Origin of the sequence: Prauserella shujinwangii, from assembly GCF_003001955.1 — a bacterium.
Taxonomy (GTDB): domain Bacteria; phylum Actinomycetota; class Actinomycetes; order Mycobacteriales; family Pseudonocardiaceae; genus Qaidamihabitans; species Qaidamihabitans shujinwangii.
Genome location: NZ_PVNH01000003.1, coordinates 266,768 through 289,532, shown reverse-complemented (window position 1 = coordinate 289,532; position 22,765 = coordinate 266,768). Strand labels below are relative to the sequence as shown.

25 protein-coding genes are annotated in these 22,765 nt (G+C 70.2%); 5 read left to right on the top strand and 20 right to left on the bottom strand.

What is annotated here, in order from left to right; translation table 11 throughout:
* Positions 1-34 precede the first annotated feature (34 nt).
* The gene (gene ehuB, locus B0I33_RS08035; protein ID WP_245900493.1) at positions 35-943 is read right to left on the bottom strand and encodes an ectoine/hydroxyectoine ABC transporter substrate-binding protein EhuB; all 909 of its coding nucleotides are present in this window, start codon (positions 941-943) and stop codon (positions 35-37) included.
* A gap of 138 nt (positions 944-1,081) precedes the next feature.
* Here ehuB and B0I33_RS08030 point away from each other — a divergent pair, with 138 nt between their 5' ends.
* Positions 1,082-1,627, top strand: coding sequence for an NUDIX domain-containing protein (locus tag B0I33_RS08030; protein ID WP_106177932.1), 546 nt, complete (start codon positions 1,082-1,084; stop codon positions 1,625-1,627).
* 55 nt (positions 1,628-1,682) lie between these two features.
* Here B0I33_RS08030 and B0I33_RS08025 read toward each other — a convergent pair whose 3' ends face one another.
* The 3 genes from B0I33_RS08025 to B0I33_RS08015 form a co-directional block, all read right to left on the bottom strand.
* On the bottom strand, positions 1,683-2,456 hold the full coding sequence (locus B0I33_RS08025) for an enoyl-CoA hydratase-related protein (protein WP_106177931.1): 774 nt from the start codon (positions 2,454-2,456) through the stop codon (positions 1,683-1,685).
* Positions 2,457-2,502: 46 nt separating this feature from the next.
* A complete protein-coding gene (ehuA, locus tag B0I33_RS08020) occupies positions 2,503-3,270 on the bottom strand; it encodes an ectoine/hydroxyectoine ABC transporter ATP-binding protein EhuA (RefSeq protein WP_106178250.1) in 768 nt (255 codons plus the stop codon).
* A 184-nt stretch (positions 3,271-3,454) separates the two neighbouring features.
* Positions 3,455-5,476 carry a protein meaA gene (locus B0I33_RS08015; RefSeq protein ID WP_106177930.1) on the bottom strand — a complete coding sequence of 674 codons (2,022 nt, stop codon included), beginning with the start codon at positions 5,474-5,476 and terminating at the stop codon, positions 3,455-3,457.
* Positions 5,477-5,588: 112 nt separating this feature from the next.
* On the opposite strand from B0I33_RS08015, the gene B0I33_RS08010 reads away from it, so the two are divergent.
* On the top strand, positions 5,589-6,212 hold the full coding sequence (locus B0I33_RS08010) for a LysE family translocator (RefSeq protein ID WP_106177929.1): 624 nt from the start codon (positions 5,589-5,591) through the stop codon (positions 6,210-6,212).
* Positions 6,213-6,274: 62 nt separating this feature from the next.
* Positions 6,275-7,159, top strand: coding sequence for a trypsin-like serine protease (locus B0I33_RS08005; RefSeq protein WP_106177928.1), 885 nt, complete (start codon positions 6,275-6,277; stop codon positions 7,157-7,159).
* A 44-nt stretch (positions 7,160-7,203) separates the two neighbouring features.
* Here the strand turns inward: B0I33_RS08005 and murA are convergent, their stop codons facing one another.
* Entirely contained in the window at positions 7,204-8,478 is a 1,275-nt protein-coding gene (gene murA / locus B0I33_RS08000; protein WP_106177927.1) for a UDP-N-acetylglucosamine 1-carboxyvinyltransferase, read from the bottom strand.
* 120 nt (positions 8,479-8,598) lie between these two features.
* On the opposite strand from murA, the gene B0I33_RS07995 reads away from it, so the two are divergent.
* The gene (locus B0I33_RS07995; protein ID WP_106177926.1) at positions 8,599-9,222 is read left to right on the top strand and encodes a cob(I)yrinic acid a,c-diamide adenosyltransferase; all 624 of its coding nucleotides are present in this window, start codon (positions 8,599-8,601) and stop codon (positions 9,220-9,222) included.
* Positions 9,223-9,275: 53 nt separating this feature from the next.
* Here B0I33_RS07995 and B0I33_RS07990 read toward each other — a convergent pair whose 3' ends face one another.
* The 14 genes from B0I33_RS07990 to B0I33_RS07925 all read right to left on the bottom strand — a co-directional run bounded on the left by B0I33_RS07990 (position 9,276) and on the right by B0I33_RS07925 (position 20,798).
* Entirely contained in the window at positions 9,276-9,710 is a 435-nt protein-coding gene (locus B0I33_RS07990; protein ID WP_106177925.1) for a DUF2550 domain-containing protein, read from the bottom strand.
* Between the two features lie 25 nt (positions 9,711-9,735).
* On the bottom strand, positions 9,736-10,092 hold the full coding sequence (locus B0I33_RS07985) for a F0F1 ATP synthase subunit epsilon (protein WP_106177924.1): 357 nt from the start codon (positions 10,090-10,092) through the stop codon (positions 9,736-9,738).
* Between the two features lie 141 nt (positions 10,093-10,233).
* Complete coding sequence (atpD, locus tag B0I33_RS07980; RefSeq protein WP_106177923.1) at positions 10,234-11,667, bottom strand: F0F1 ATP synthase subunit beta; 1,434 nt, start codon at positions 11,665-11,667, stop codon at positions 10,234-10,236.
* A gap of 3 nt (positions 11,668-11,670) precedes the next feature.
* Positions 11,671-12,606, bottom strand: coding sequence for a F0F1 ATP synthase subunit gamma (locus B0I33_RS07975; protein WP_106177922.1), 936 nt, complete (start codon positions 12,604-12,606; stop codon positions 11,671-11,673).
* 12 nt (positions 12,607-12,618) lie between these two features.
* The gene (gene atpA, locus B0I33_RS07970; protein ID WP_106177921.1) at positions 12,619-14,262 is read right to left on the bottom strand and encodes a F0F1 ATP synthase subunit alpha; all 1,644 of its coding nucleotides are present in this window, start codon (positions 14,260-14,262) and stop codon (positions 12,619-12,621) included.
* Positions 14,263-14,326: 64 nt separating this feature from the next.
* A complete protein-coding gene (locus B0I33_RS07965; protein WP_106177920.1) occupies positions 14,327-15,148 on the bottom strand; it encodes a F0F1 ATP synthase subunit delta in 822 nt (273 codons plus the stop codon).
* A 3-nt stretch (positions 15,149-15,151) separates the two neighbouring features.
* The gene (locus B0I33_RS07960) at positions 15,152-15,709 is read right to left on the bottom strand and encodes a F0F1 ATP synthase subunit B (protein WP_106177919.1); all 558 of its coding nucleotides are present in this window, start codon (positions 15,707-15,709) and stop codon (positions 15,152-15,154) included.
* A 29-nt stretch (positions 15,710-15,738) separates the two neighbouring features.
* Entirely contained in the window at positions 15,739-15,996 is a 258-nt protein-coding gene (locus B0I33_RS07955) for an ATP synthase subunit c family protein (protein WP_106177918.1), read from the bottom strand.
* Positions 15,997-16,057: 61 nt separating this feature from the next.
* A complete protein-coding gene (atpB, locus tag B0I33_RS07950; protein ID WP_106177917.1) occupies positions 16,058-16,846 on the bottom strand; it encodes a F0F1 ATP synthase subunit A in 789 nt (262 codons plus the stop codon).
* A gap of 334 nt (positions 16,847-17,180) precedes the next feature.
* Positions 17,181-17,672, bottom strand: coding sequence for a Cg1360 family ATP-synthase-associated protein (locus B0I33_RS07945; protein ID WP_106177916.1), 492 nt, complete (start codon positions 17,670-17,672; stop codon positions 17,181-17,183).
* Entirely contained in the window at positions 17,669-18,832 is a 1,164-nt protein-coding gene (locus tag B0I33_RS07940) for a glycosyltransferase family 4 protein (RefSeq protein WP_106177915.1), read from the bottom strand. Before B0I33_RS07940 ends, B0I33_RS07945 begins: the two co-directional genes overlap by 4 nt.
* 70 nt (positions 18,833-18,902) lie before the next feature.
* Complete coding sequence (locus B0I33_RS07935; RefSeq protein WP_106177914.1) at positions 18,903-19,553, bottom strand: L-threonylcarbamoyladenylate synthase; 651 nt, start codon at positions 19,551-19,553, stop codon at positions 18,903-18,905.
* A complete protein-coding gene (gene prmC, locus B0I33_RS07930) occupies positions 19,550-20,428 on the bottom strand; it encodes a peptide chain release factor N(5)-glutamine methyltransferase (protein ID WP_106177913.1) in 879 nt (292 codons plus the stop codon). The genes B0I33_RS07935 and prmC overlap by 4 nt, the downstream gene beginning before the upstream one ends.
* A 22-nt stretch (positions 20,429-20,450) precedes the next feature.
* Positions 20,451-20,798, bottom strand: coding sequence for a MerR family transcriptional regulator (locus tag B0I33_RS07925; RefSeq protein ID WP_106177912.1), 348 nt, complete (start codon positions 20,796-20,798; stop codon positions 20,451-20,453).
* 58 nt (positions 20,799-20,856) lie between these two features.
* Here B0I33_RS07925 and B0I33_RS07920 point away from each other — a divergent pair, with 58 nt between their 5' ends.
* Entirely contained in the window at positions 20,857-21,630 is a 774-nt protein-coding gene (locus tag B0I33_RS07920) for an alpha/beta fold hydrolase (protein ID WP_106177911.1), read from the top strand.
* A gap of 28 nt (positions 21,631-21,658) precedes the next feature.
* On the opposite strand, the gene prfA is transcribed toward B0I33_RS07920, so the two are convergent.
* Positions 21,659-22,732: a peptide chain release factor 1 gene (gene prfA / locus B0I33_RS07915; RefSeq protein WP_106177910.1), complete on the bottom strand. Its 1,074-nt coding sequence runs from the start codon at positions 22,730-22,732 to the stop codon at positions 21,659-21,661.
* Between the last annotated feature and the right edge of the window lie 33 nt (positions 22,733-22,765).

Below are 22,765 nucleotides of genomic sequence, written 5' to 3'. Positions count from 1 at the left end.
GGCACGCACGGCCCGTTTCGCTATCCCGGGTGGGTCAGCTCTCGGTCTTGCAGAGCTCTTCCTTCGTCGCCTTGCGCGAGGCCTCGGCGTCGAAGCCCCACTGGTTCATGATCTGCTCGAACTCGCTCGTCTCCTTGAACGCCTTCATCTCCTCGTTGTACTTCTGGAAGAAGGTCTGGTCGCTCTTGCGGAACGCGTGCCCCGAGCCGGTGACCGGGAACTGCTCGATCGGCGGGGTGATCTCGTAATTGGCACCCTGCTGCTCCTTGAGCGACTCCAGGGTCAGCGTCGGCAGCAGGATCCCGTAGACCCGGCCCGCCTCCATGGCCTGCAGGGCGTCCGGCGCCTGCTGGTAGGTGGGCAGCTTGCTGTCGGGCACACCCATCGCCTTGGCGGTCCTGCCCTCGTAGCCACCGGCGAGCACCGCGACCTGGAGATCCTTGTTCTTCAGGTCGTCCAGAGTGCGCAGACCCTGCGGGTTGCCCGGCGGCACCGCGTACGACTCGGTCGACACCAGGTCCGGGGTCGTGTAGAGCACCTGGGCGCAGCGGTCCTGGTTCATGAACAGGCCCGCGGTGACGATGTCCCAGCGGTTGGCCTGCAGGCCGGGGATCATCGAGTCGTAGCCGGTCTGCTTCGGCTCGACGTTCTCGATCCCCATCCGCTTCAGCACGGCCTTGGCGATGTCCGGCGCGGCACCGGTGATGGTGCCGTCGGCCTCGAGCTTGGTGTACGGCGGCTCGTTGGCGATCGCGAGCCGGATCGGCTGTCCCGAGTCGGCCCGCTGCTGCAGGCCGCCGCCACCGCCCTCCGGCTGGCCGGTGTTCGGGTCGGTCGTCTGACACGCACCGAGCAGCGAGCCCCCTCCGACGGCAGCGAGCCCGGCTGCCGAGTAACGCAGCATCGCCCGGCGGGAAAGGCGGTTCATCTTCTGTTCGGACACAGAACACTCCGTTCAGACGGACAGTAGATCTTCGCGACCATACCCAATCAGGGGTTGCATTGCGGCCTTTCGTTACCGAATGACGACGGTAAACACGCCTCGTGTGTACCTGTACACCCGCCAAGGCACAATCGCCCCATGGACACCGTGGGCACCCGAGAGGTGTACTCGAACAGCTGGATGACGGTGCGCGAGGACGAGATCCGGCGTGCGGACGGCTCGCCGGGCATCTACGGCGTGGTCGACAAGCCGGACTACGCGCTCGTCATCCCGCTGGCCGAGGGCAGGCTGCACCTCGTGGAGCAGTTCCGGTACCCGCTGGGGCTGCGCAGGTGGGAGTTCCCCCAGGGCACGGCTCCCGACCGGGCCGATGCGGAGCCGCTGGCGCTCGCCGCGCGCGAGCTGCGCGAGGAGACCGGGCTGACCGCGGGCAGGCTGGTCGAGATCGGGCTGCTGGACGTCGCGCCGGGGCTGTCCAGCCAGCGCGGCCGGGTCTTCCTCGCCACGGACCTGACGGAGGGTGACCCCGACCGGGAGCTCGAGGAGCAGGACATGCGGACGGCCTGGTTCGAACGGTCCCGGTTCGAGAAGATGGTCCTCGGGGGTGAGGTCACCGACGCTCAGTCCATCGCCGCCTACACCCAGCTACTCCTCTGGGAACGTGGTCGGGACGCGGTGTCCTGAGTGGCCCGTTCCGGACGAGAATCGTCAGTAACGGGTCACTCATGACACTCGCGGGTCAGTCGGGCCAGGAGGGCTTGCGCTTCTCCAGGAACGCGGCCATGCCCTCGCGCGCGCCGGGTAGCTGGGAGGCCGACGCCATCACCTCCAGCGCGATCGCGTAGGCGTCCTGCTCGGGGCGGTCCAGCTGGGCATACAGGGTCTGCTTGCCCAGTGCCTTCGAGGCGCGGCTGCCGCGCGTCGCGCGGGCCAGCAGGTCCGCGACCGCGTCGTCCAGCTGCTCGTCCGGCACGACCCGGTTGACCAGTCCCCAGTCCAGTGCCGTCGCGGCGTCGATGGCCTCCCCGGTGAGCGCCAGCTCCATCAGCCGCTTGCGGCCGACCGCCCTGGCCACGGGCACCGCGGGCGTGTGGCAGAACCAGCCGCCCTTCCCGCCGGGCAGGGCGAACCCCGCCGACTCGGCGGCCACCGCCAGGTCGCACGAGGCGACCAGCTGGCACCCGGCGGCGGTGGCCAGCCCGTGCACCCTGGCGACCACCACCTGCGGCACCGACTGGATCGTGCCCATCAGGTCGGTGCACAGGCGCAGCAGCTCGCGGACCCCTACCAGGTCCCGCGCGGCGACGTCGCCGAAGTCGTGACCCGCCGAGAACACCGGCCCCGCACCCGCCAGCACGATGCCGGTGGCGTCGCCCGCGCCGGCCTCCTGGAACGCGGCCAGCAGCTCGCGCAGGTGGTCCTCGGACAGCGAGTTACGGCGGCTCGCCCGGTTCATCGTGATCGTGACCGTGTCACCGTCCCGCTTGCACAGCAGGTGCTGGTACTCGCCCATGGACCGAAGGTAGCCCAGCCAGGACGGCCGGGAAAAGCCTGCGGCGTCAGACCTCGCGGTCGATGACCGCGTGCAGGAACTCCTTCGTCCGCTCGTGGTCGGGCGAGGTGAACAGCTTCTCCGGCGGCGCCTCCTCGACCACCTGCCCGCGGTCGAACATGATCACCCGGTCGGAGACGTCCTTGGCGAACTGCATCTCGTGGGTGACGCAGAGGAACGTGATCTCGGTGCTGGTGGCGATCTCCTTGAGCACGCTGAGCACGCCCGCGACCAGCTCGGGGTCGAGAGCCGAGGTGACCTCGTCGAGGAGCAGGACGTCCGGCTCCATCGCGAGCGCCCGCGCGATCGCCACGCGCTGCTGCTGCCCGCCGGACAGCTGCGACGGGTGGGCGTCGACCTTGTCGGACAGCCCCACCATCTCCAGCAGCTCCCGCCCGCGCTCCTCGGCCTCCGCGCGGGACTTGCCGAGCGCCCGGATCGGCGCCTCGGTGACGTTCTGCAGCACCTTCATGTTCGGGAACAGGTTGAACTGCTGGAACACCATGCCGATGTGCCTGCGCACCTTGCGCAGGTGCCGCTCGTCCGCGGGCACCAGCTTCCCGCCGCGCTCCATGTGGCTGAGGTACTCGCCATTGACCTGGATCGTCCCGCCGTTGACCTTCTCCAGGGTCATCAGCAAGCGCAGGATCGTCGTCTTGCCGGAGCCGCTGGGTCCGATCAGGGTGACGAACTCACCCGGGGTCACGGTGAAGTCGAGCTCGTTCAGCACGACGTTGTCGCCGAACTTCTTGACCACCTTGTCGAAACGGATCATCTCCCGGTCGGCGGTGGCGGTGCCCGCCGACGCTGCGGAGAGCGGCTGCTGAGAGTCCAAGGCGATGCTCCAGTGTCGAACGGTCGAGGGGACGATCTCCCGCAGGCTACCGAACGTAGGCGGCGCACCCGCTCCGGTCAAAGCAGGACGGACGTGCCGCCATCCCTCCGTTACCCGACCGAGACTAACCCGGCAGGCCGTGCGCCTCCCGGACCACCGTGACGATCTCGTCCATGATCTCCGTCAGCTCGTAGTCCTTGGGCGTGAACACCCGCGCGATGCCCCGGCCGGTGAGGATCCTGGCGTCGTCGGGCGGGATGATGCCGCCCACGATGACGGGGATGTCACCCGCCCCCGCGGCCCGCAGCCCGTCCACCACCTCGGGCACCACCTCGAGGTGCGACCCGGAGAGCACGGACAGGCCCACGACGTGCACGCCCTCCTGCACGGCGGCGGCCACGATCTGCTCGGGCGTGAGCCGGATGCCCTGGTAGACGACCTCGAAGCCGGTGTCCCTGGCGCGGACGGCCACCTGCTCGGCACCGTTGGAGTGCCCGTCGAGCCCGGGCTTGCCGACGAGGATCCGCAGCCGCTCGCCCAGCGCGTCGTTCGTCGCCTTCACCCGCTCGCGCACGCGGGCGATCTCGGCGGCCCCCGACCCGCTCGCGGACGCCGACGACACGCCGGTCGGCGCACGGTACTCACCGAACTCCTCGCGCAGCGCGCCCGCCCACTCTCCGGTGGTCACCCCCGCCCTGGCGCACTCGAGCGTCGCCTCGAACAGGTTCTCGGTGGTCCTTGCCGTCGCCCGCAGCCGCGTGAGCGCGCGTTCCACGGCGTCCGCGTCGCGGCCGGCCCGCCAGCGCTCCAGCGCGGCGACGGCCTCCTTCTCGACGCGCGGGTCGACCGTCTCGATCGCCTTGGCTCCTTCGGCCTGCAGCGGGCTCGGCTCGGTGGCCTCGAAGGCGTTCACCCCCACGAGCACCTGCTCCCCCGACTCCACGCGGCGCCGGTACTCCGCGAGCGAGGACACCAGCCGGGACTTCATGTACCCGCTCTCGACGGCGGCCACCGCTCCGCCGAGCTCCTGCACGTGCCGGATCTCCTCGCGCGCGCCCGCCACGATCTCGTCCACCTTGGACTCGACCACCCGGGAGCCGTCGAACAGGTCCTCGTACTCCAGCAGGTCGGTCTCGAACGCGAGCACCTGCTGCATCCGCAGCGCCCACTGCTGGTCCCACGGCCGGGGCAGGCCGAGCGCCTCGTTCCACGCGGGCAGCTGGATGGCCCGTGCCCTGGCGTCGCGCGAGAGGGAGACGGCGAGCATCTCCAGCACGATCCGCTGGACGTTGTTCTCCGGTTGCGCCTCGGTCAGGCCCAGCGAGTTGACCTGGACGCCGTAGCGGAGCCTGCGCGCCTTCGCGTCGGTCACGCCGTAGCGGTCACGGGTGATCTCGTCCCACAGCGCGGCGAACGCGCGCATCTTGCACATCTCCTCGACGAAACGCACCCCGGCGTTGACGAAGAAGGAGATGCGCGCGACCACGCGTGCCATGTCGGCCTGCTCGACCTGGCCGGAGTCGCGAACGGCGTCGAGCACCGCGATCGCCGTGCTCAGCGCGTAGGCCACCTCCTGCGTCGGGGTCGCCCCCGCCTCCTGCAGGTGGTAGCTGCAGATGTTGATCGGGTTCCACTTGGGGACGTGCCGCACGGTCCAGGCGATGACGTCCGTGGTCAGGCGCAGGCTCGGCCCGGGAGGGAAGATGTAGGTGCCCCGGGACAGGTACTCCTTGATGACGTCGTTCTGCGTCGTGCCGGCGAGCTTGCCGAGCACCTCGTCGACATCCCGGCTCTGGGCCCGCGCCTGCTCCTCGGCGACCGTCACGTACAGCGCCAGCAGCCACATCGCCGGCGCGTTGATCGTCATTGACGTGTTGGCCTCGGCCAGCGGGATCCCGTCGAAGAGCTGGCGCATGTCCCCGATGTGGGCGATCGGCACGCCCACCTTGCCGACCTCGCCGCGGGCGAGCTTGTGGTCGGCGTCGTAGCCGGTCTGTGTGGGCAGGTCGAAGGCGACGGAAAGCCCGGTCTGTCCCTTGGCGAGGTTGCGCCGGTACAGCTCGTTGGACGCCGCGGCCGAGGAGTGGCCCGCGTAGGTGCGCATCACCCACGGCCGGTCCCGTTCACGATCCGTTGGATAGGGCACGCCAACCTCCCTGGGACGGGTCCGCTGAGTGTACTTGCCGGTAACTTGTCGCGGGCACCACTGTGACGGAAATCCGCGGGCCCAGCCAGGGGCCGGTGACTACCGTGGACGCGTGACGTGGAGTGCCTACAGCAGCTACCTGGTCTTCGTCGTCCTCGTGGTGCTCGCCCCGGGCCCCGACACGATGGTGACCCTGAAGAACTCGCTCGCGGGCGGCTTCCGCGGCGGGTTGCTGGCCACCGCGGGCATCGCGTTCGGCAACCTCCTGCAGGGCACGCTCGTGGCACTCGGCCTCGGCGCCCTGATCGTCAGCTCGCAGCCGGTGTTCACGACACTGCGCTGGGCGGGCGTGGTCTACCTGTGCTACCTCGGCTTCCAGGCGCTGCGCTCGGCGTGGCGCGGTGACTACCGCGCGGTCGACGAGACGGGTGCGCGGGCGAGCGGCTTCCGCAGGTGGCGCGAGGGGTTCCTGTCCAACGTCACCAACCCCAAGGTGCTCGCGCTCTACCTGTCGGTGCTGCCACAGTTCCTCGACCCCGTGCGCGGCACCGCGTTCGACGCGCTGCTGCTGGCCTACACCGTGGCGGTGCTGGGTGCGCTGTGGCTGCTGCTGTTGCTGCTGTTCGTCCACCGCGTGCGCGTCTGGCTGCGGCGCAGGCGCGTGCGGCGCTCGCTCGACGCGCTGACCGGCACCACGCTGGTCGGTTTCGGCGCCGCGCTCGCCGCGGAGGCCTGACGGCCGCCACTCCCCCCGTTCGTCGGATGATTTCCGGCGTCCCGCCCTGTTGAATCCGCGGGATGAACCAGCTATCTCACTTCAGCAGAGCGGGCACCGTCACCGCGGCTGCCACGGCACTCGTGCTGACCGCCGCCGCCAGCGCGTCGGCCATCAACTCGTACAACGCCGAACCCGCACCCGAGCGCACCGAGGTGGGCGCGCTCGTGGCGCAGTGGGACAACGACGGCGACCCGGCCACGCCCGATCGCGTCGCCTGGGTGTGCTCGGGCACGATGGTCGACACCGACACGTTCCTCACCGCCGCGCACTGCACCACCGGCTGGCCCGAGGGTGTGCGCTTCTCCGTCTCACTCGACCAGGACGTGCAGGGCGGGCTCGACACGGCGGCGGAGCAGCACGCCGGTGACCCGGCGGCGATCGCGGGAGCGGTCGGCGTCGAGGGCACCGCGCACAGTGAACCGGGCTACCCGGGCACCGCGGCCGACTCCCACGACATCGCCGTCGTCGAGGTCCCGGCGGCGGAGATGGCCCAGCGCTGGTCGTTCACCCCGGCCACCCTGCCGAGCGCGGGCCTGCTGGACGAGCTCGGGCCCCAGGGGCTGAACGCGACCGACTTCGTGGTCGCCGGCTACGGCACGCAGGAGGCCCAGCGCGGCCCCGGCGGGCACACCCACCCGGGTGGCGGCGTGCGGATGAAGGCCCCCGTCGGGTTCAACGCGCTGAACAAGACGTGGGTCCGGCTCGCGATGACCGAGCCGCGGGGCAACGGCGGCGCCTGCTACGGCGACTCCGGCGGCCCCAACTTCGCCTTCATCGGCGGTGAGCGGGTGCTCGTGTCGACCACGATCACCGGCGACGCCCCGTGCTACGCCACCAACGTCACCTACCGCCTGGACGCGCCGACCGCCCGCGCGTTCCTCGGCGAGTTCGTCACCCTGCCCTGACCACCCTCGTGAGTGGTAAACGTGGTGAGAACCACGCTTACCACTCACGAGCGGTCGGGCTCAGTGGCCACGCGGTCGATGCGGGCGCCGAGGCGGTTCAGGTTCTCCAGGAAGTGCGGGTAGCCGCGGTCGATGTGGAAGACGTCCCACACCTCGGTGACGCCGTCGGCGCACAGCCCGGCGAGCACGAGCCCCGCACCGGCGCGGATGTCGGAGGCCCACACGGGGGCGCTGGACAGCCGCTCCACGCCGCGGACCACCGCGTGGTGCCCGTCGGTGCGGGCGTCCGCCCCGAGCCGCACCATCTCCTCGATGAACCGGAACCGTGCCTCGTAGACGTTCTCCGTGATCATCGACGTGCCCTCGGACACCGACGACAGCGCCACCGCGAACGGCTGCAGGTCGGTCGCGAAGCCCGGGTACGGCAGGGTCACGAAGTCGACCGACTGGGGCCTGCCGTCCTGCACGATGCGGAAGCCCTTGTCGTCGTAGGTCGTGACCTCGGCCCCGGCGAGCCGCAGCTTCTCCAGCACCAGGTCGAGATGGTGCGGGTTCACGCCGGTGACGGTGAGGTCGCCGCGCGTCATGGCGGCGGCGAACGCCCAGGTCGCGCCCACAATGCGGTCGCCGATCACGCGGTGCTGGGTCGGGTGCAGCCGGTCCACTCCGTGCACGGTCAGCGTCGAGGTGCCCGCTCCCTCGATCCGCGCGCCCATCTCGTTGAGCATCGTGCAGATGTCGGCGATCTCCGGCTCGCGGGCGGCGTTGTCGATGACGGTGGTGCCCTCGGCGAGCACGGCGGCCATCAGGATGTTCTCGGTGGCACCGACGCTGGGGAAGTCGAGCCAGATCTGGGCACCGTGCAGCCCGTCGGCCTCGGCCACCACGCAACCGTGCTCGATGTTGCTCGTCGCGCCCAGCTTCCGCAGGCCGTTCTGGTGCATGTCCAGCGGGCGGGAGCCGATCGCGTCGCCGCCGGGCAGCGCCACGACGGCCTTCTTCAGCCTGCCGACGAGCGGGCCGAGCACGCACACCGAGGCCCGCAGCTTCCCCATCGCGGGTGAGTCCGCGCGATGGGACAGTTCGGACGGGGTCGTGATGTGCGTCGTGTCACCGTCGAGCACGACGTCACAGCCGACGCTCCGCAGGACGTCCGCCATCAGCGGGACGTCGAGGATCTGCGGGCAGTTGGTGATCGTGGTCGTGCCCTCGGCGAGCAGCGCCGCCGCCATCAGCTTGAGGACGCTGTTCTTCGCGCCGACGACCTCGACCTCGCCGACCAACCGCGCGCCGCCATGGACGTCGAAGTGCTCGCTCATGGTCGCCCATCATGCCCGCCCTGCCGGGCGCGCTCACGACGGGGCACACCCTGAAACATCACGTGGTGCCAGGGCGATAAACACAGTCGGGCCTCTTTCGCTCCACCGTAGACTGCGAACATGCCCGTACGGATCAACCGCGTGTACACGAAGGTCGGCGACTCCGGCACCACGGCGCTCGGCGACGGCTCCCGCGTCCCGAAGACCGATCCCCGGCTCGGCGCCTACGCCGACGTGGACGAGACGAACTCCGTGGTCGGGGTCGCGATCGCCCTCGGCGGGCTGCCGGACGAGATCGCGGACGTGCTGCGGGCCGTCCAGAACGACCTGTTCGACGTCGGCGCCGACCTGTGCGCGCCGGTGGTCGAGGACCCCGAGTTTCCGCCCACCCGTCACCCGACCACCACCCCCCAAGGAGACGCTTCGCGTCACAGTGCTCTCCGGATCACCGAGCAGTACGTCGAACGGCTGGAGGGGTGGTGTGACCAGTTCAACGAGCGGCTGGGCAAGCTGACGTCGTTCATCCTGCCCGGCGGCACCGCGGGTGCGGCGCTGCTGCACCAGGCGCGCACGGTGGCCCGGCGCGCGGAGCGCTCCGGCTGGGCGCTGGTGGAGGCGGACGGCGAGCGCACCAACGCGCTGGCCGTGAAGTACCTGAACCGCCTGTCCGACCTGCTGTTCATCCTGGCCCGGCTGGCCAACCCGGACGGCGACGTGCTGTGGGAGCCGGGCCGCCAGGCGTAACCAGCCACCCGGGCCTCGTGAGTGACAAACGTGGTTAGAACAACGTTTCTCACTCACGAGGCGCGGGGGATCCGGCGGCCGGGTGGGGCGGACTCCAGCCAGGACAGGAAGCCGGTCAGCGCGCCGGGGCCCATCGCGATCTCGATGGCCTCCTGGCTCGCTGACTCGCAGCGCAGCACGGTCGACCCCGAGGGGACCGCGTACGACTCGGTACCGATGGGCTCGCGCCGGTCGGTGATGTTCAGCCGGTCGCGGCGGAAGACGCGGTCCGGACCGGTGCGCAGGCTCCACACGCGGTACCAGACGAACTCCTCGCCCCGGTACCGGCCGATGCCCAGGTGCCAGCCGGACCGCTCCCGGTCGGGCTGCCAGCGCAGCGCCACGCTGACGCCGCCGAGACGGCGCATCCGCACCCAGCGCAGGGCATACCAGAAGGCGACGACAAGCAGCACGAGCAAGACGGCTAGGACCACCAGTGCGACGTCCACGGCCGGCTCCCGCTCGTCGTCCGGGTCAGGCCGAGTGACCGGCCGCGCGGAGCCGTGCGCTCGCTCTCGTGCGCTCGGCCTCGTCCTCGTCGGACAGGGCCCGCCTGGCCGCCTCGACGTCGATCTCCTCGCCCATCTCGGCGGACTCGGCGAGCACGCTCACCTTGTCGGCGGTGATGGAGAGGAAACCACCGTGGACCGCCGCGGTGACGGTCTCCCCGTCCGTGGTGCTCACCTTCACGATGCCGCCCTCGACCAGCTGGCCGAGTACCGGCTCGTGTCCCGGCAGCACACCGATCTCGCCCTCGGTGGTCTGCGCCACGACGAACGAGGCGGTTCCGGACCACAGGCGGCGCTCGACGGCGACAAGCTCGACCGACATCGCCGAAACCTCAGCCACGTAGCTCTCCTTTCGCCCGGGCGCTCTCGTCCCAGTGTAGTGGGTGCGCCGCGGCGATTCCGGGTGCCCGTGCGACCGGCGGGGCCGCATCCACAGTGGACGCGGCCCCGCCGGTCACGGACATCACTTGCCGGTGATTTCCTTGTACTTCTTCTCGAGGTCCTCGAGGCCACCGATACCCAGGAACGCCTGCTCCGGGTAGTGGTCGAAGTCGCCCTTGGCGATCTTGTCGAACGCCTCGATGGTCTCCGCGACCGGCACCGTCGAGCCGGGGATCCCCGTGAACACCTCGGCGACCAGCATGTTCTGCGACAGGAACCGCTCGATGCGGCGGGCCCGGTTCACCGTGAGCTTGTCCTCCTCGGACAGCTCGTCCATACCGAGGATCGCGATGATGTCCTGCAGCTCCTTGTACTTCTGCAGGATCCGGATGACCTCGGACGCCACGCGGTAGTGGTCCTCCCCGACGATCCCGGGCTCCAGGATCGTCGACGAGGAGGCCAGCGGGTCGACCGCGGGGAAGATGCCCTTCTGGAACACCGACCGGGACAGCTCGGTGGTGGCGTCCAGGTGCGCGAACGTGGTCGCGGGCGCCGGGTCGGTGTAGTCGTCCGCGGGCACGTAGATCGCCTGCATCGAGGTGATCGACCGGCCGCGGGTCGAGGTGATCCGCTCCTGCAGCACGCCCATCTCGTCGGCCAGCGTCGGCTGGTAACCCACGGCGGACGGCATACGGCCCAGCAGGGTCGACACCTCCTGGCCCGCCTGGGTGAACCGGAAGATGTTGTCGATGAACAGCAGCACGTCCTGGTTCTGCACGTCGCGGAAGTACTCCGCCATCGTCAGCGCGGACAGCGCGACGCGGAGACGCGTGCCCGGCGGCTCGTCCATCTGGCCGAACACCAGCGCGGTGTCGTTGATGGTGCCGTCCTCGCTGAGCTCCAGGATCAGGTCGGTGCCCTCACGGGTCCGCTCGCCCACGCCCGCGAACACCGAGGTACCACCGAAGTTCTTCGCGACACGGGTGATCATCTCCTTGATGAGCACCGTCTTGCCGACGCCGGCACCGCCGAACAGGCCGATCTTGCCACCCTGCACGTACGGGGTGAGCAGATCGATGACCTTGAGGCCGGTCTCCAGCATCTCGGTCCGGCCCTCGAGCTGGTCGAACGCGGGCGGCGGCCGGTGGATGCTCCACCGGTCCAGGTCCGCGCCGTAGCCCGGCTCGTTGAGGCACTCGCCGAGGGCGTTCCACACGTAGCCCTTGACCTTGTCGCCCACCGGCACCGAGATGGCCTCGCCGGTGTCGGTGACCTCCGCACCGCGGACGAGGCCGTCCTGCGGCTGCAACGAGATCGTCCGCACCATGTTGTCCCCGAGGTGCTGCGCGACCTCCAGGGTCACGGTCTTGCGCAGCTCGGCGAACTCGATGTCCACCTTGAGCGCGTTGTACAGCTGGGGCACGGCGCCGCGCGGGAACTCGACATCGACCACGGGACCGGTCACGGAGACGATGCGACCCTTGGTCGCGGTTGCTGTGTCTTGGGTGGCAGTCATTGCTTACTCATCACTTCCTGCAGCGGCGAGCGCGTCAGCCCCACCGACGATTTCGCTGATCTCCTGGGTGATCTGGGCCTGGCGGGCCTGGTTCGCCATGCGGGTGTAGGTGTCCACCAGCTCGCTGGCGTTGTCGGACGCCGACTTCATCGCGGTCCGGCGGGCGGCGAGCTCCGAGGCGGCCGACTCCAGCAGCGCCGCGAAGATCCGCGTGTTGACGTACTTCGGCAGCAGCGCCTTCAGCAGCGTGTCCGCGCTCGGCTCGAAGTCGTACGCCGGGAGGAGGACGTCGGGCTGCTCCGTCGTGTACTCGACCTCGAGCGGGGCCACCCGCTTGGCCGTCGGGGTCTGGCTCAGCATCGACTTGAACTCCGTGTACACCACGTGGATCTCGTCGACGCCGAGCACACCGTCCGGTCCGGGGTCGCCGCCCTCGTCGTCGGCACCGGCGCGGAACGCCCGCACCAGGGCCTCGCCCGCCGCGGCCGCGTTCTCGTAGTGCGGCTGGTCGGAGAACCCGGTCCAGCTGTCCGCGACCGCCCGGTTGCGGAACCGGAAGTAGTTCAGGCCCTTGCCACCGATGACGTAGAGCACCGGCTCCTTGCCCTGCTCCCGCAGCAGCGAGAACAGCTCCTCGGTGGTCCGCAGCACGTTGGCGTTGTAGCCACCGCACAGACCCTTGTCACTGGTCACCACCAGGACGGCGGCCCGCCGCGGGTTCTCCCGCTCGGTGAGCAGCGGGTCGTCCAGGTTGGACGCGGCCCCGGCCAGCGCGGAGAGCACGTCGGTGATCTCCTCGGCATAGGGCCGGGACGCCTCCACCCTCGCCTGCGCACGGCTGATGCGCGACGTGGCGATGAGCTCCATCGCCTTGGTGATCTTTCCGATCGACTTGGTCGCCCGGATCTTCTGCCGTAGTTCGCGGAGTTGTGCGGCCATCTACTTACCCGGTCACTTCTTCGGGGCAGGACGGTGCACCTTCACCGACTCCTGCCCGACCTTCTCGGCGTCCATGGCCTCGGCCTCCGCCTCGGTGCCCAGCGTGTGGCCCTCCGAGGTGGTGAAGCCCTTCTTGAACTCGCCTGCGGCGGCGGTGACGCGCTCGGCGAGCTCGTCGCTCCACTTCTTCTTGTCGCGGATCTCGGTGAGGATGTCGTCGTGCTTGTGCCGGATGCTGTCCAGCAGTTCCTGGTTGAAGCGGGCGACATCCTCGACCGGCACGTCGTCGAACTGGCCGCTGGTGCCCAGGTACACGGTGACGACCTGCTGCTCGACCGGGACCGGCGAGTACTGCGGCTGCTTGAGCACCTCGTACAGCCGGGCACCGCGCTCCAGCTGGGCGCGCGACGTCGGGTCCAGGTCCGAGGCGAACGCGGCGAACGCCTGCAGCTCCTGGTACTGCGACAGGTCGATCCGCAGCGAGCCGGAGACCGTCTTCATGGCCTTGATCTGCGCGTCACCGCCGACCCGGGAGACCGAGGTGGTGACGTCGACGGCGGGCCGCTGGCCCGAGTTGAACAGGTCGGACTGGAAGAAGCACTGCCCGTCGGTGATCGAGATGACGTTCGTCGGGATGTAGGCCGAGATGTCGTTGGCCTTGGTCTCGATGATCGGCAGGCCGGTGAGCGAGCCGCCGCCCATCTCGTCGGACAGCTTCGCGCACCGCTCCAGCAGACGGGAGTGCAAGTAGAAGACGTCGCCGGGGAAGGCCTCGCGGCCCGGCGGACGGCGCAGCAGCAGCGAGATCGCCCGGTACGCCTCGGCCTGCTTGGTGAGGTCGTCGAAGACGATCAGGACGTGCTTGCCCTCGTACATCCAGTGCTGGCCGAGCGCGGCACCGGTGAACGGAGCCAGCCACTTGAAGCCCGCGGAGTCGGAGGCCGGTGCGGCCACGATCGTCGTGTACTCCATCGCGCCCGCGTCCTCGAGGGACTTGCGCACACCGGCGATGGTGGAGCCCTTCTGGCCGACGGCGACGTAGATGCAGCGCACCTGCTGCTTCGGGTCGCCGGTCTCCCAGTTGGCCTTCTGGTTGAGGATCGTGTCGACGCAGACGGCGGTCTTGCCGGTCTTGCGGTCACCGATGATCAGCTGACGCTGGCCGCGGCCGATCGGGGTCATCGCATCGATCGCGGTGATACCGGTCTGCAGCGGCTCGGACACCGGCTGCCGCTGGACCACCGAGGCGGCCTGCAGCTCCAGCGCGCGGCGCTGGTCGGACTCGATGTCGCCCAGGCCGTCGATCGGGTTGCCGAGCGGGTCGATGGTGCGGCCGAGGAAGTTGTCGCCGACCGGCACGGACAGGATCCGCCCGGTCCGCTTGACCTCCTGGCCTTCCTCGATCTTCTCGAAGTTGCCGAGGATGACGACACCGATCCGCCTCGGCTCCAGGTTCTGCGCCACGCCGAGGATGCCGCCGGGGAATTCCAGCAGCTCGTTGGCCATGGTGGACGGCAGACCCTCGACGTGGGCGACGCCGTCACCGGTGTCGACGACGACGCCGACCTCTTCCCGGCTCACATCCGGGGAGTAACTCGAGACGTAGTTCTCGATCGCACTGCGGATCTCATCCGAGGAGATCGTCAGCTCCGCCATGTCGTTCCCGCTCTCGCTTCGTTCTTGCCAGTGTCTGAAGTATGTGTGCTGTCGCTGTGAAGCCTCAGCTGGCCAGCTGCCTGCGCAGCGCCTCGATCCGGCCCGCGGCGCTGCCGTCGATCACCTCGTCGCCGACGCGGACCATCAGGCCCGCGCCGAGCTCCCGGTCGAGTTCCACGTGCAGTGTGATCGGCCGCCCGTAGATCTGCGTCAGCTTCCCGGACAGCCGTTCCCGCTGGTCCTCGGACAGCTCGGACGCGCTCGTGACGTACGCGACGGACCGTTCCCGCCGGGTCGCGGCCAGCTCGACCAGCTCGTCGAGACCTGACGCGACGCTGCGGCCACGCGTGCGGGCGACGACCTGCTCGACGAGCACCTGCGTGATCGGATCCACCTTGTCGGCGAAGAGGCTCCGGATCAGGTTGCGCTTCGCCTCCAGCGACGCGGCCTGATCGGACAGGGCCCGCTCGAGCTCCGGCTCGCCGTCCACGATACGTGCGATCCGGAAGAGCTGGGTCTCCACCGAGTCCAGTTTGTCCGCCTTCTCGGCGCTGTTGAGCAGCGCCGAGCGGCCGAGCGCCTCGACGCCGTCGACCAGCTCGCGCGGGCTCGACCACCGGCCGCCGACGGCCGCGTCCAGCACGGTCAGCGCCGGCTCGGACACCTTGCCCTCGAGCAGTGACCTGACCAGCCGCTTGCGGGCCTCGGGGTCCGACGAACCGTCACCGACGGCCCGGCGCAGCCCCACCTCCCTGGTGAGCATATCCACCACGGAGAGCAGCTCTTCCCCGACCGCCGACGGGTCGGTGCCCGAATCGCGGAGTACCTCGTCGAGACGGGTCTCGGCGAAGCGCAGAGCTTCCCGGCTCGCAGCATGCAGCGTCATCGTCTACTTCCTCGCTCCGGCGCCGTTGCCACTGGCTTCGAGTTCGGCGAGGAACCGGTCGACCGTGCCCCGGCGACGGGCCTCGTCCTCGAGCGACTCACCGACGATCCGGCTGGCCAGCTCGACGGCGTTGCGTCCCAGCTCGCTGCGCAGTTCGGCGACGATCTGCGCCCGCTGGGCCTGCAGCTGGGCCTCGCCCTGCGCCACGATCCGCCGGGCCTCCTCCTGCGCCTCGGCCCGCAGCTCTTCCTTGATCTGCTCGGCCTCGAGCCGCGCGTCGTCGCGGATCTTGGCCGCCTCGGTCCTGGCCTCGGCGAGCTGCGCCTTGTACTGCGCCAGCGCCTGCTCCGCCTCGGCCTGCGCCTTCTCGGCCTTCTCGATGCCGCCCTCGATCTTCGCCGTCCGCTCCTCGTAGAGCTTCTCGAAGCGGGGGACCGCGTACTTCTTGAGCAGCCAGAGCAGGATGAGGAAGGCGACCAGGCCGAGGATGATCTCGGAGACGTGCGGAAGAACCGGGCTCGGCTCCTCCTCCTGCGCCAGGATCATCGATGTGTTCAGCACGGATGTCTCCCTAGTTGCCGTCGGCCGGCTCAGGCGGCGTAGGCGATGAAGAAGAGGACCAGGCCGATCAGGGCGAGCACCTCGGTCAGCACGAAGGTGGTCCAGGCGATACCCATGAGCTTGCCCTGAGCCTCCGGCTGGCGCGCCGTGCCGTTGATGACCGCGGCCCAGATGATGCCCACACCGATACCGGGACCGATGGCGCCGAGACCGTAGCCGATCATGGCGAGACCCGGGTTGATGTTGGTGGCGGCCTCCGCGGCCTGCGCGAGAACGATGTTGCTCACTTGCGTTTTCCCTTTCAACTCGGTCCGCTGGTACGCGGATCGGGGGCTTGCGGGTTGTCCCTCAGTGGTCCGACGCGAGTGCCATGCCGATGTAGCCGGCGGAGAGCACCGCGAAGACGTAGGCCTGGATCACCTGGATCAGCGCCTCGACGAAGGTCAGCAGGATCGCGAACGCGAACGAGACCGCCGACAGGGCCTTCAGCGCGCCGCCCGCCTCCAGCAGCAGGTACTCACCACCGATGGTGAAGACCAGCAGGATCAGATGGCCCGCGAACATGGCGGCGAAGACTCGGATCGCCAGCGTGATCGGGTTGAAGAAGAACTTCTGGAAGAACTCGATCGGCGTCAGCAGCAGGTAGATGGGCTTCGGCACGCCCGAGGGGAAGAGCTGGTTCCTGAGGTAGCCGCCGAGGCCGTGCCTGCGGATGCCGACGTAGTGGTAGACCGGGTAGACGACCAGCACCGACAGCGCCAGCGGGAAGCCGATGTGCGACATCGTCGGGAACTGGAAGAACGGGATGATCCCGAAGATGTTGTTCACCAGGATGAACGTGAACAGCGCCAGGATCATCGGCACGAAGGGCCGGAAATCCTGGGACCCGATCTGGTCCCTGGCGATGTTGTTGCGCCCGAAGTCGTAGACCGATTCGGCCGCGAACTGCATCTTGCTCGGCACGATCTTCAGGTTCCGCGAGGTGATCAGGAAGAACGCCGCGATGATGATCACCGAGAACACCACGAGCACCATCGGCTTGGTGACGCCGAGGAAGATCGGCGGCAGAAAGAAGTCTCCGACGCCGGGGGGAGCGAACTCGCCACCTTCGGCTGCTGTGAGTACCAGCGCGCCCAACTGGGCTCCTTCCGGTTCTCCCGGCCGGCGTTCACTCCGCCGGGGGAATCGTACGATCTGGACTTAACGTACCCGACCGTGATCGAGTACCTGGAAGCGGATACCTACCAGGTGTAGGAGAGAACACAGCCGACCTCACCGGGAGCACCCCGCGGTGCGTGGCGTTCCGGCTGGTCGCCACGCTGCGGAAGGGTAGGCGCTACCCGGGAGCCGGCCGCGGCCGCCTCCATGGCGCGGACGATACCAGCCGCCCGGGTGACGCCGTACGGCCGTACTCCTTTACCGGGGAGGCCACGGGTGGCCATTTCCGGGCAAGGCAGCTGACCTGCACGGATCAGCGACCTTCGGCGGGACTGTTGTCCACCGGCGCCGTGGCCTGTCCGCTGCTGTCCGGGATGATCGTCGGGATCTTGGTGCGCTTGAACGCGATGGCCTCGGCGGTGGCCCAGACGAGGATCACCGCCAGCATGGTCAGCGCCAGCGCGAACGGGTGCAGCGCCTCGACACCGCCGAGCAGCATCATCACACCGAGTAACACCAGGAACTTGACGATGTAGCCGCCGAGGGCCACCGCCAGCAGCGCCATCGGGTCCATGCCCGAGGTCCTGCGCATCATCCACAGCGAAGCCAGCGACGACGCGAACGCGACGGCACCGCCGACGAGCGCCCCCAGGAGGCCGGGCACCCCGACCCAGACGGTGGCGACGACGGCGCCGATCACGACGGTGCCGAGGCCGGGCCACAGAGCTCCGCGCAGCATGGCGTCGGCCAGCTTCAGCACCTGCGCGGCGTGCGGATTCGGGGCGGTCCCCGTGCGGTCGGTCATGAAGCTCCCTGCTGGTTTCTCGACCTCAGTCTAGGGATGACCGAGATGAGGGCCGCGACCAGCAGCCCGACGCACATGATCCAGAAGACCGCGGCCGTGTCGAACAGGGTCACGGCGACGGCGCCGAACGCGAGGATCCCGGCCCACAGGTAGATCAGCAGCACCGCCCGCCGCTGCGAGTGCCCGATCTCCAGCAGCCGGTGGTGCAGGTGCATCTTGTCCGCCGCGAACGGGCTCTCCCCCCGCCGGGTCCGCCGCACCACGGCCATCACCAGGTCCAGCAGCGGCAGGAACAGCACGGCGGCCACCACGAACAGCGGCGAGAGCAGCGCGACGACGTCGGTCGCGTCGAACGACGTGTAGTTGATCTTGCCGGAGGCGGAGGTGCTCGCCGCGGCCAGCATCAGGCCGATCATCATCGAGCCCGAGTCGCCCATGAAGATCTTCGCGGGCTGGAAGTTGTGCGGCAGGAAGCCGAGGCAGGCGCCGGCGAGCGTGGCCGCGATCAGGGCGGGCGGATAGGTGCCGACGTCGCCCCCGGACGAGGCCAGCAGGCCGAGGGAGAAGGTGCAGGTCGCGGCCGCCGCGATGAAGCCAAGCCCGCCGGCGAGGCCGTCCAGCCCGTCGACGAAGTTCATCGCGTTGACCATCACCACCACGAGCAGCACGGCGAGCAGGCCGCCCTGGTTGCGGTCGAGGATGAGCACCTGCCCCAGCGCGGTGCCGTCGCCGCCCCAGGGCACCCAGAACGACACCCACTGCAGTCCGAAGAGGACCAGGATGCCCGCGCACATCACCTGCCCCGCGAGCTTGGTCCAGGCGTCGAGCTCGAACCGGTCGTCGAGCGCGCCGATGAGCACGATGACCCCGCCGCCGACGAGCACGGCGACGGGGTCGAACGAGTACTCGAACGCCCTGCGCAGCACCGGCAGCTGGTGCGCCATCGCCATCCCGCCGACCACGCCCAGGTACATCGCCAGCCCGCCCATCCTGGGGATCGGGATGACGTGCACGTCGCGCTGGCGCGGCACCGCCACCGCTCCCGCCCTGATGGCGAACCGCCGCACCGCGGCCGTGAGCAGGAAGGTCAGGGCCGCGCTGACCAGGCCGACGAGGACGTACTCGCGGATGGGCAGGCCGGCGCTGAGGGTCGGGTTCACGGAGGGGTCACGCTCCGCACGTCAGGTACCGCTCGATCACGGGGCGCAACGCTACCGCCGCGCCGGAACCTCACGACCGCGGGCCGATCTCGACGCCCAGCACCTCGGAGACGGCCTGCGCCGACACGGAACCCTCGCGCAGCAGCACGGGTTCGGTGCCGGTGAGGTCCACGATGGTCGATGGCACGGGGTCGCCGCTCGGGCCGCCGTCGAGGTACACGGCGACGGACTCACCGAGCTGGTCCTGCGCCTCCTGCGCGGTCGAGGCGGGTGGCCTGCCGGACACGTTGGCGCTCGACACGGCCATCGGGCCGACGTCGCGGAGCAGTTCCAGCGCCACCGGGTGCAGCGGCATCCGGAGCATCACGGTGCCCCGCGTCGTACCGAGATCCCAGTTGAGGCTCGGCGCGTGCGGCAGCACGATCGACAGGTCGCCCGGCCAGAAGGCCTCGATGAGCGCGCGCGCCTCCGGAGTCACGCCGAGCACCAGCCCGTCCACTGTGGACCACGAACCGACGAGCACGCCGACGGGCATGTCCGGGCCGCGGTGCTTGGCCTGCAACAGCGACCGGACCGCGCCGCCGTCGAACGCGTCGCAGCCGATGCCGTACACCGTGTCGGTCGGCAGCACGACGAGCCTTCCCGAACGCACCGCCGACGCGGCAGCGCGCAGCCCGTCCGCCCTGGTCTCCGGCTGGCCGCAGTCGTAAACCGTGCTCATGCGCTGGAGCTTATCGCCCGCAGCGCGGTGGCGAACCGGGGGCGACCGGCGAGGTCGGTGTGGCTCTCGACGTCGGTCAGCACCCGGCGGGCGGACAGCAGCGCGGGCACCGCCCTGCCGTGCGAGTCGTCGTGCTCGATGGCCACGCCCCCGCCCGGCCGCAGCAGGCGGGCGGCGGCCGAGACCACGTGCCGGATGATGTCCAGCCCGCCCCCGGAGGCGAACACGGCCTGCGGCGGGTCGTGGTCGGCCACCTCGGGCGGCACGGAGGTGCCCTGCGGCACGTACGGCGGGTTGCACAGCACCAGGTCGACGAGCCCGTCCAGCTCCGCGAACACGGTCGGGTCGGTGACGTCACCGGAGTAGAGCCGGATCGGCGTGTCCCCTTCCTCGGCGCGGGCGTCGGCGTTGTGCCGCGCCCACGCGAGCGCGTTGGTGTCCACGTCCACCGCGTAGACGACGGCGTCCGGCCGCGCGTGCGCGACGGCGAGCGCCAGCGCCCCCGAGCCGGTGCACAGGTCCACCACCACGGGGTACTCCCGGCCCTTGAGCAGCTTGAGCCCCCACTCGACGAGCAGCTCGGTCTCCGGGCGGGGAACGAAGACGCCGGGACCGACGTCGACGGCGATGTCCCCGATGGCCGCCCAGCCGGTGAGGTGCTGCAGCGGCACGCGCTTGGCGCGCTGCACGACGAGCTGCCGGATCGCCTCCACCACCGGCGGGTCCACCAGCGGCACGAGCGGCAGGCGCCCGCGCTCGACGCCGAGCACGTGAGCGGCGATCAGCTCGGCGTCGGCTCTGGGGGACGCCACTCCCGCGTCCTCGAGGATCCGCGTCGCCTCCAGGATCGCCAGACGCAGTGGCTGTCTCTTCACGCACCCCACCCTGGCATATCCGTCATCCGGGAACGGGGAGGAACGCCGCGAGCGACTCCCGCGACCGGCGCAGCGTGTCGATGCGGGAGTCGAGGTCAGCCAGCTCGTCGCTGAGGGTGCGGACCAGCTCCGGGCAGTACTCCAGCTCGGGGGCCGTGCCCCGCGCGCACGGCAGCACCGTGCGGATCACGTCGGTGGACAGCCCCGCCGCCAGCAGCGCCCTGATCTGCCGCACCGTCGTCACCGCGTCGTCGCCGAAGTGCCGGTAACCGTTCGGCCCGCGTGCGCTGTCGAGCAGGCCCTGCTGCTCGTAGTACCGCAACAGCCGGGGGCTCACCCCGGTTCGCCTGGCCAGTTCCCCGATCAGCATGGTCCGCCTCACCTCGCGAGTTGACGTTGACACCGATGTCAGCTCCTAACGTCGCGGCATGACCGAACATTTCTCCCGCACGGTCCGCGGCTCGGGTCCCGGGCTGCTGCTCGCGCACGGCGCGGGCGGCGGTGTCGAGGCGAACTTCGGACCGATCATCGACGAGCTGGCGCGCCACCACACGGTGGTCGGCGCCGACTATCCCGGCAGCGGAGCGACCCCGCGCGCCGCCGGCGGCCTCACCCTCGACGGTCTCGCCGACCAGCTGGTGCACGCGGCCGTGGACAGCGGCGTCGAGCGGTTCGCGATCCTCGGCTACTCACTGGGCACGGCGGTCGCGGTCCGGGCCGCCACGCGCCATCCCGGGCGGGTGACCGGCCTGGTGCTGACGTCGGGGCTGGCCCGCCCGGACAACCGGCTGCGGCTGGCCACCAGGGTGTGGTCGGAGTTGCTCGGGCACGAGGACCGCGCGCCGCTGGCCCGCTTCCTCACGCTCGTCGCGAGCGGGGAACGCGCGCTCGCCGCCCTGTCCCCGGAGCGGCTGGAACAGGCGGTGGCGGAGCTCGCCGGGTCGATCCCCGAGGGCAGCCCGGAACAGGTCGCGCTCGTCGGCACCGTCGACACGCGAGCGGAGCTCGCCGCGATCTCGGTGCCGACGCTGGTGGTCGCGACCACGCTCGACACGCTCGTCGGGCCAGGACTCTCCCGCGAGCTGGCCGCCGGCATCCCCGGCGCCGAGCTGGCCGAGATCGAGGCCGGGCACGCGATCGGCGCGGAGGCGCCGGAGGCCTGGCTCGCGGCGATCACCGGGTTCCTCGGGCGGCACGCGTGAGCACCGCGACGCGGACGAGGCCGCCCGTTCAGACCGCCTGGGCCGCGGAGAGGCGTTCCTCCCGGTCGGCGGCGAGCAGCGCGTCGAGGACGCCGGACAGGTCGCCGTCGAGGACCTGGTCCAGGTTGTACGCCTTGTAGTTGACCCGGTGGTCGGAGATGCGGTTCTCCGGGAAGTTGTAGGTGCGGACGCGCTCGGAGCGGTCCACGGTGCGCACCTGGGAGCGGCGCGCGTCGGCCTGCTTGGCCGCGGCCTCCTCCTCGGCGATCGCCTGCAGGCGCGCCTGCAGCACCTGGATCGCCCTGGCGCGGTTCTGGATCTGCGACTTCTCGTTCTGGCAGGACACCACGATGCCGGTGGGCAGGTGCGTGACCCGCACGGCGGAGTCGGTGGTGTTCACGCTCTGGCCACCGGGCCCCGAGGACCGGAACACGTCGATGCGCAGGTCGTTCGGGTCGAGCTCGACCTCGACCTCCTCCGGCTCCGGGTACACGAGTACGCCGGCGGCGGAGGTGTGGATGCGGCCCTGTGACTCGGTGGCGGGCACGCGCTGCACCCGGTGCACGCCGCCCTCGAACTTCAGCCGGGACCACACGCCGTCGGCTTCGGCGCTCCTGCCCTTGACCGACAGCGTCACGTCCTTGTACCCGCCGAGGTCGGACTCGGTGGCGTCGAGCACCTCGGCCTTCCAGCCCTGCCGCTCGGCGAAGCGCAGGTACATGCGCAGCAGGTCGCCCGCGAACAGCGCGGACTCCTCGCCGCCCTCCCCCGACTTGATCTCCATGACCACGTCGGAGGTGTCGTACGGGTCGCGGGGCAGGAGCAGCTCGGTCAGCTTCGTCTCCAGCGCCGGGATACGCGCGGCGAGCTCCTCGGCCTCGGCAGCGAACGCCGGGTCCTCCGCGGCCAGCTCGCGGGCCGCGGCCAGGTCCGACCGTGCGGCGTCCAGTTCGCCGAGCGTCTTGACGACGGGCGCGAGTTCGGCATAGCGGCGGCCCAGCGTGCGGGCGCGCGCCTGGTCGGCGTGCACGGACGGGTCGCCGAGCTGTTCCTCCAGCTCGGCGTACTCGTCGAGCAGCCCTCGCAGCGAACTCGAGTCCACGGATGGTCCTTCGCTTTCAGGCCTGGCCTCGGC

Excerpts from the sequence above, each read along its gene's own strand:
- B0I33_RS08030 (WP_106177932.1), top strand. The coding sequence starts at position 1,082 with ATGGACACCGTGGGCACCCGAGAGGTGTACTCGAACAGCTGGATGACG.
- B0I33_RS08025 (WP_106177931.1), bottom strand. The coding sequence starts at position 2,456 with ATGGGCGAGTACCAGCACCTGCTGTGCAAGCGGGACGGTGACACGGTC.
- ehuA (WP_106178250.1), bottom strand. The coding sequence starts at position 3,270 with ATGATCCGTTTCGACAAGGTGGTCAAGAAGTTCGGCGACAACGTCGTG.
- B0I33_RS08005 (WP_106177928.1), top strand. The coding sequence starts at position 6,275 with ATGAACCAGCTATCTCACTTCAGCAGAGCGGGCACCGTCACCGCGGCT.
- murA (WP_106177927.1), bottom strand. The coding sequence starts at position 8,478 with ATGAGCGAGCACTTCGACGTCCATGGCGGCGCGCGGTTGGTCGGCGAG.
- B0I33_RS07995 (WP_106177926.1), top strand. The coding sequence starts at position 8,599 with ATGCCCGTACGGATCAACCGCGTGTACACGAAGGTCGGCGACTCCGGC.
- B0I33_RS07985 (WP_106177924.1), bottom strand. The coding sequence starts at position 10,092 with ATGTCGGTCGAGCTTGTCGCCGTCGAGCGCCGCCTGTGGTCCGGAACC.
- atpD (WP_106177923.1), bottom strand. The coding sequence starts at position 11,667 with ATGACTGCCACCCAAGACACAGCAACCGCGACCAAGGGTCGCATCGTC.
- B0I33_RS07975 (WP_106177922.1), bottom strand. The coding sequence starts at position 12,606 with ATGGCCGCACAACTCCGCGAACTACGGCAGAAGATCCGGGCGACCAAG.
- atpA (WP_106177921.1), bottom strand. The coding sequence starts at position 14,262 with ATGGCGGAGCTGACGATCTCCTCGGATGAGATCCGCAGTGCGATCGAG.
- B0I33_RS07965 (WP_106177920.1), bottom strand. The coding sequence starts at position 15,148 with ATGACGCTGCATGCTGCGAGCCGGGAAGCTCTGCGCTTCGCCGAGACC.
- B0I33_RS07945 (WP_106177916.1), bottom strand. The coding sequence starts at position 17,672 with ATGACCGACCGCACGGGGACCGCCCCGAATCCGCACGCCGCGCAGGTG.
- B0I33_RS07935 (WP_106177914.1), bottom strand. The coding sequence starts at position 19,553 with ATGAGCACGGTTTACGACTGCGGCCAGCCGGAGACCAGGGCGGACGGG.
- B0I33_RS07925 (WP_106177912.1), bottom strand. The coding sequence starts at position 20,798 with ATGCTGATCGGGGAACTGGCCAGGCGAACCGGGGTGAGCCCCCGGCTG.
- B0I33_RS07920 (WP_106177911.1), top strand. The coding sequence starts at position 20,857 with ATGACCGAACATTTCTCCCGCACGGTCCGCGGCTCGGGTCCCGGGCTG.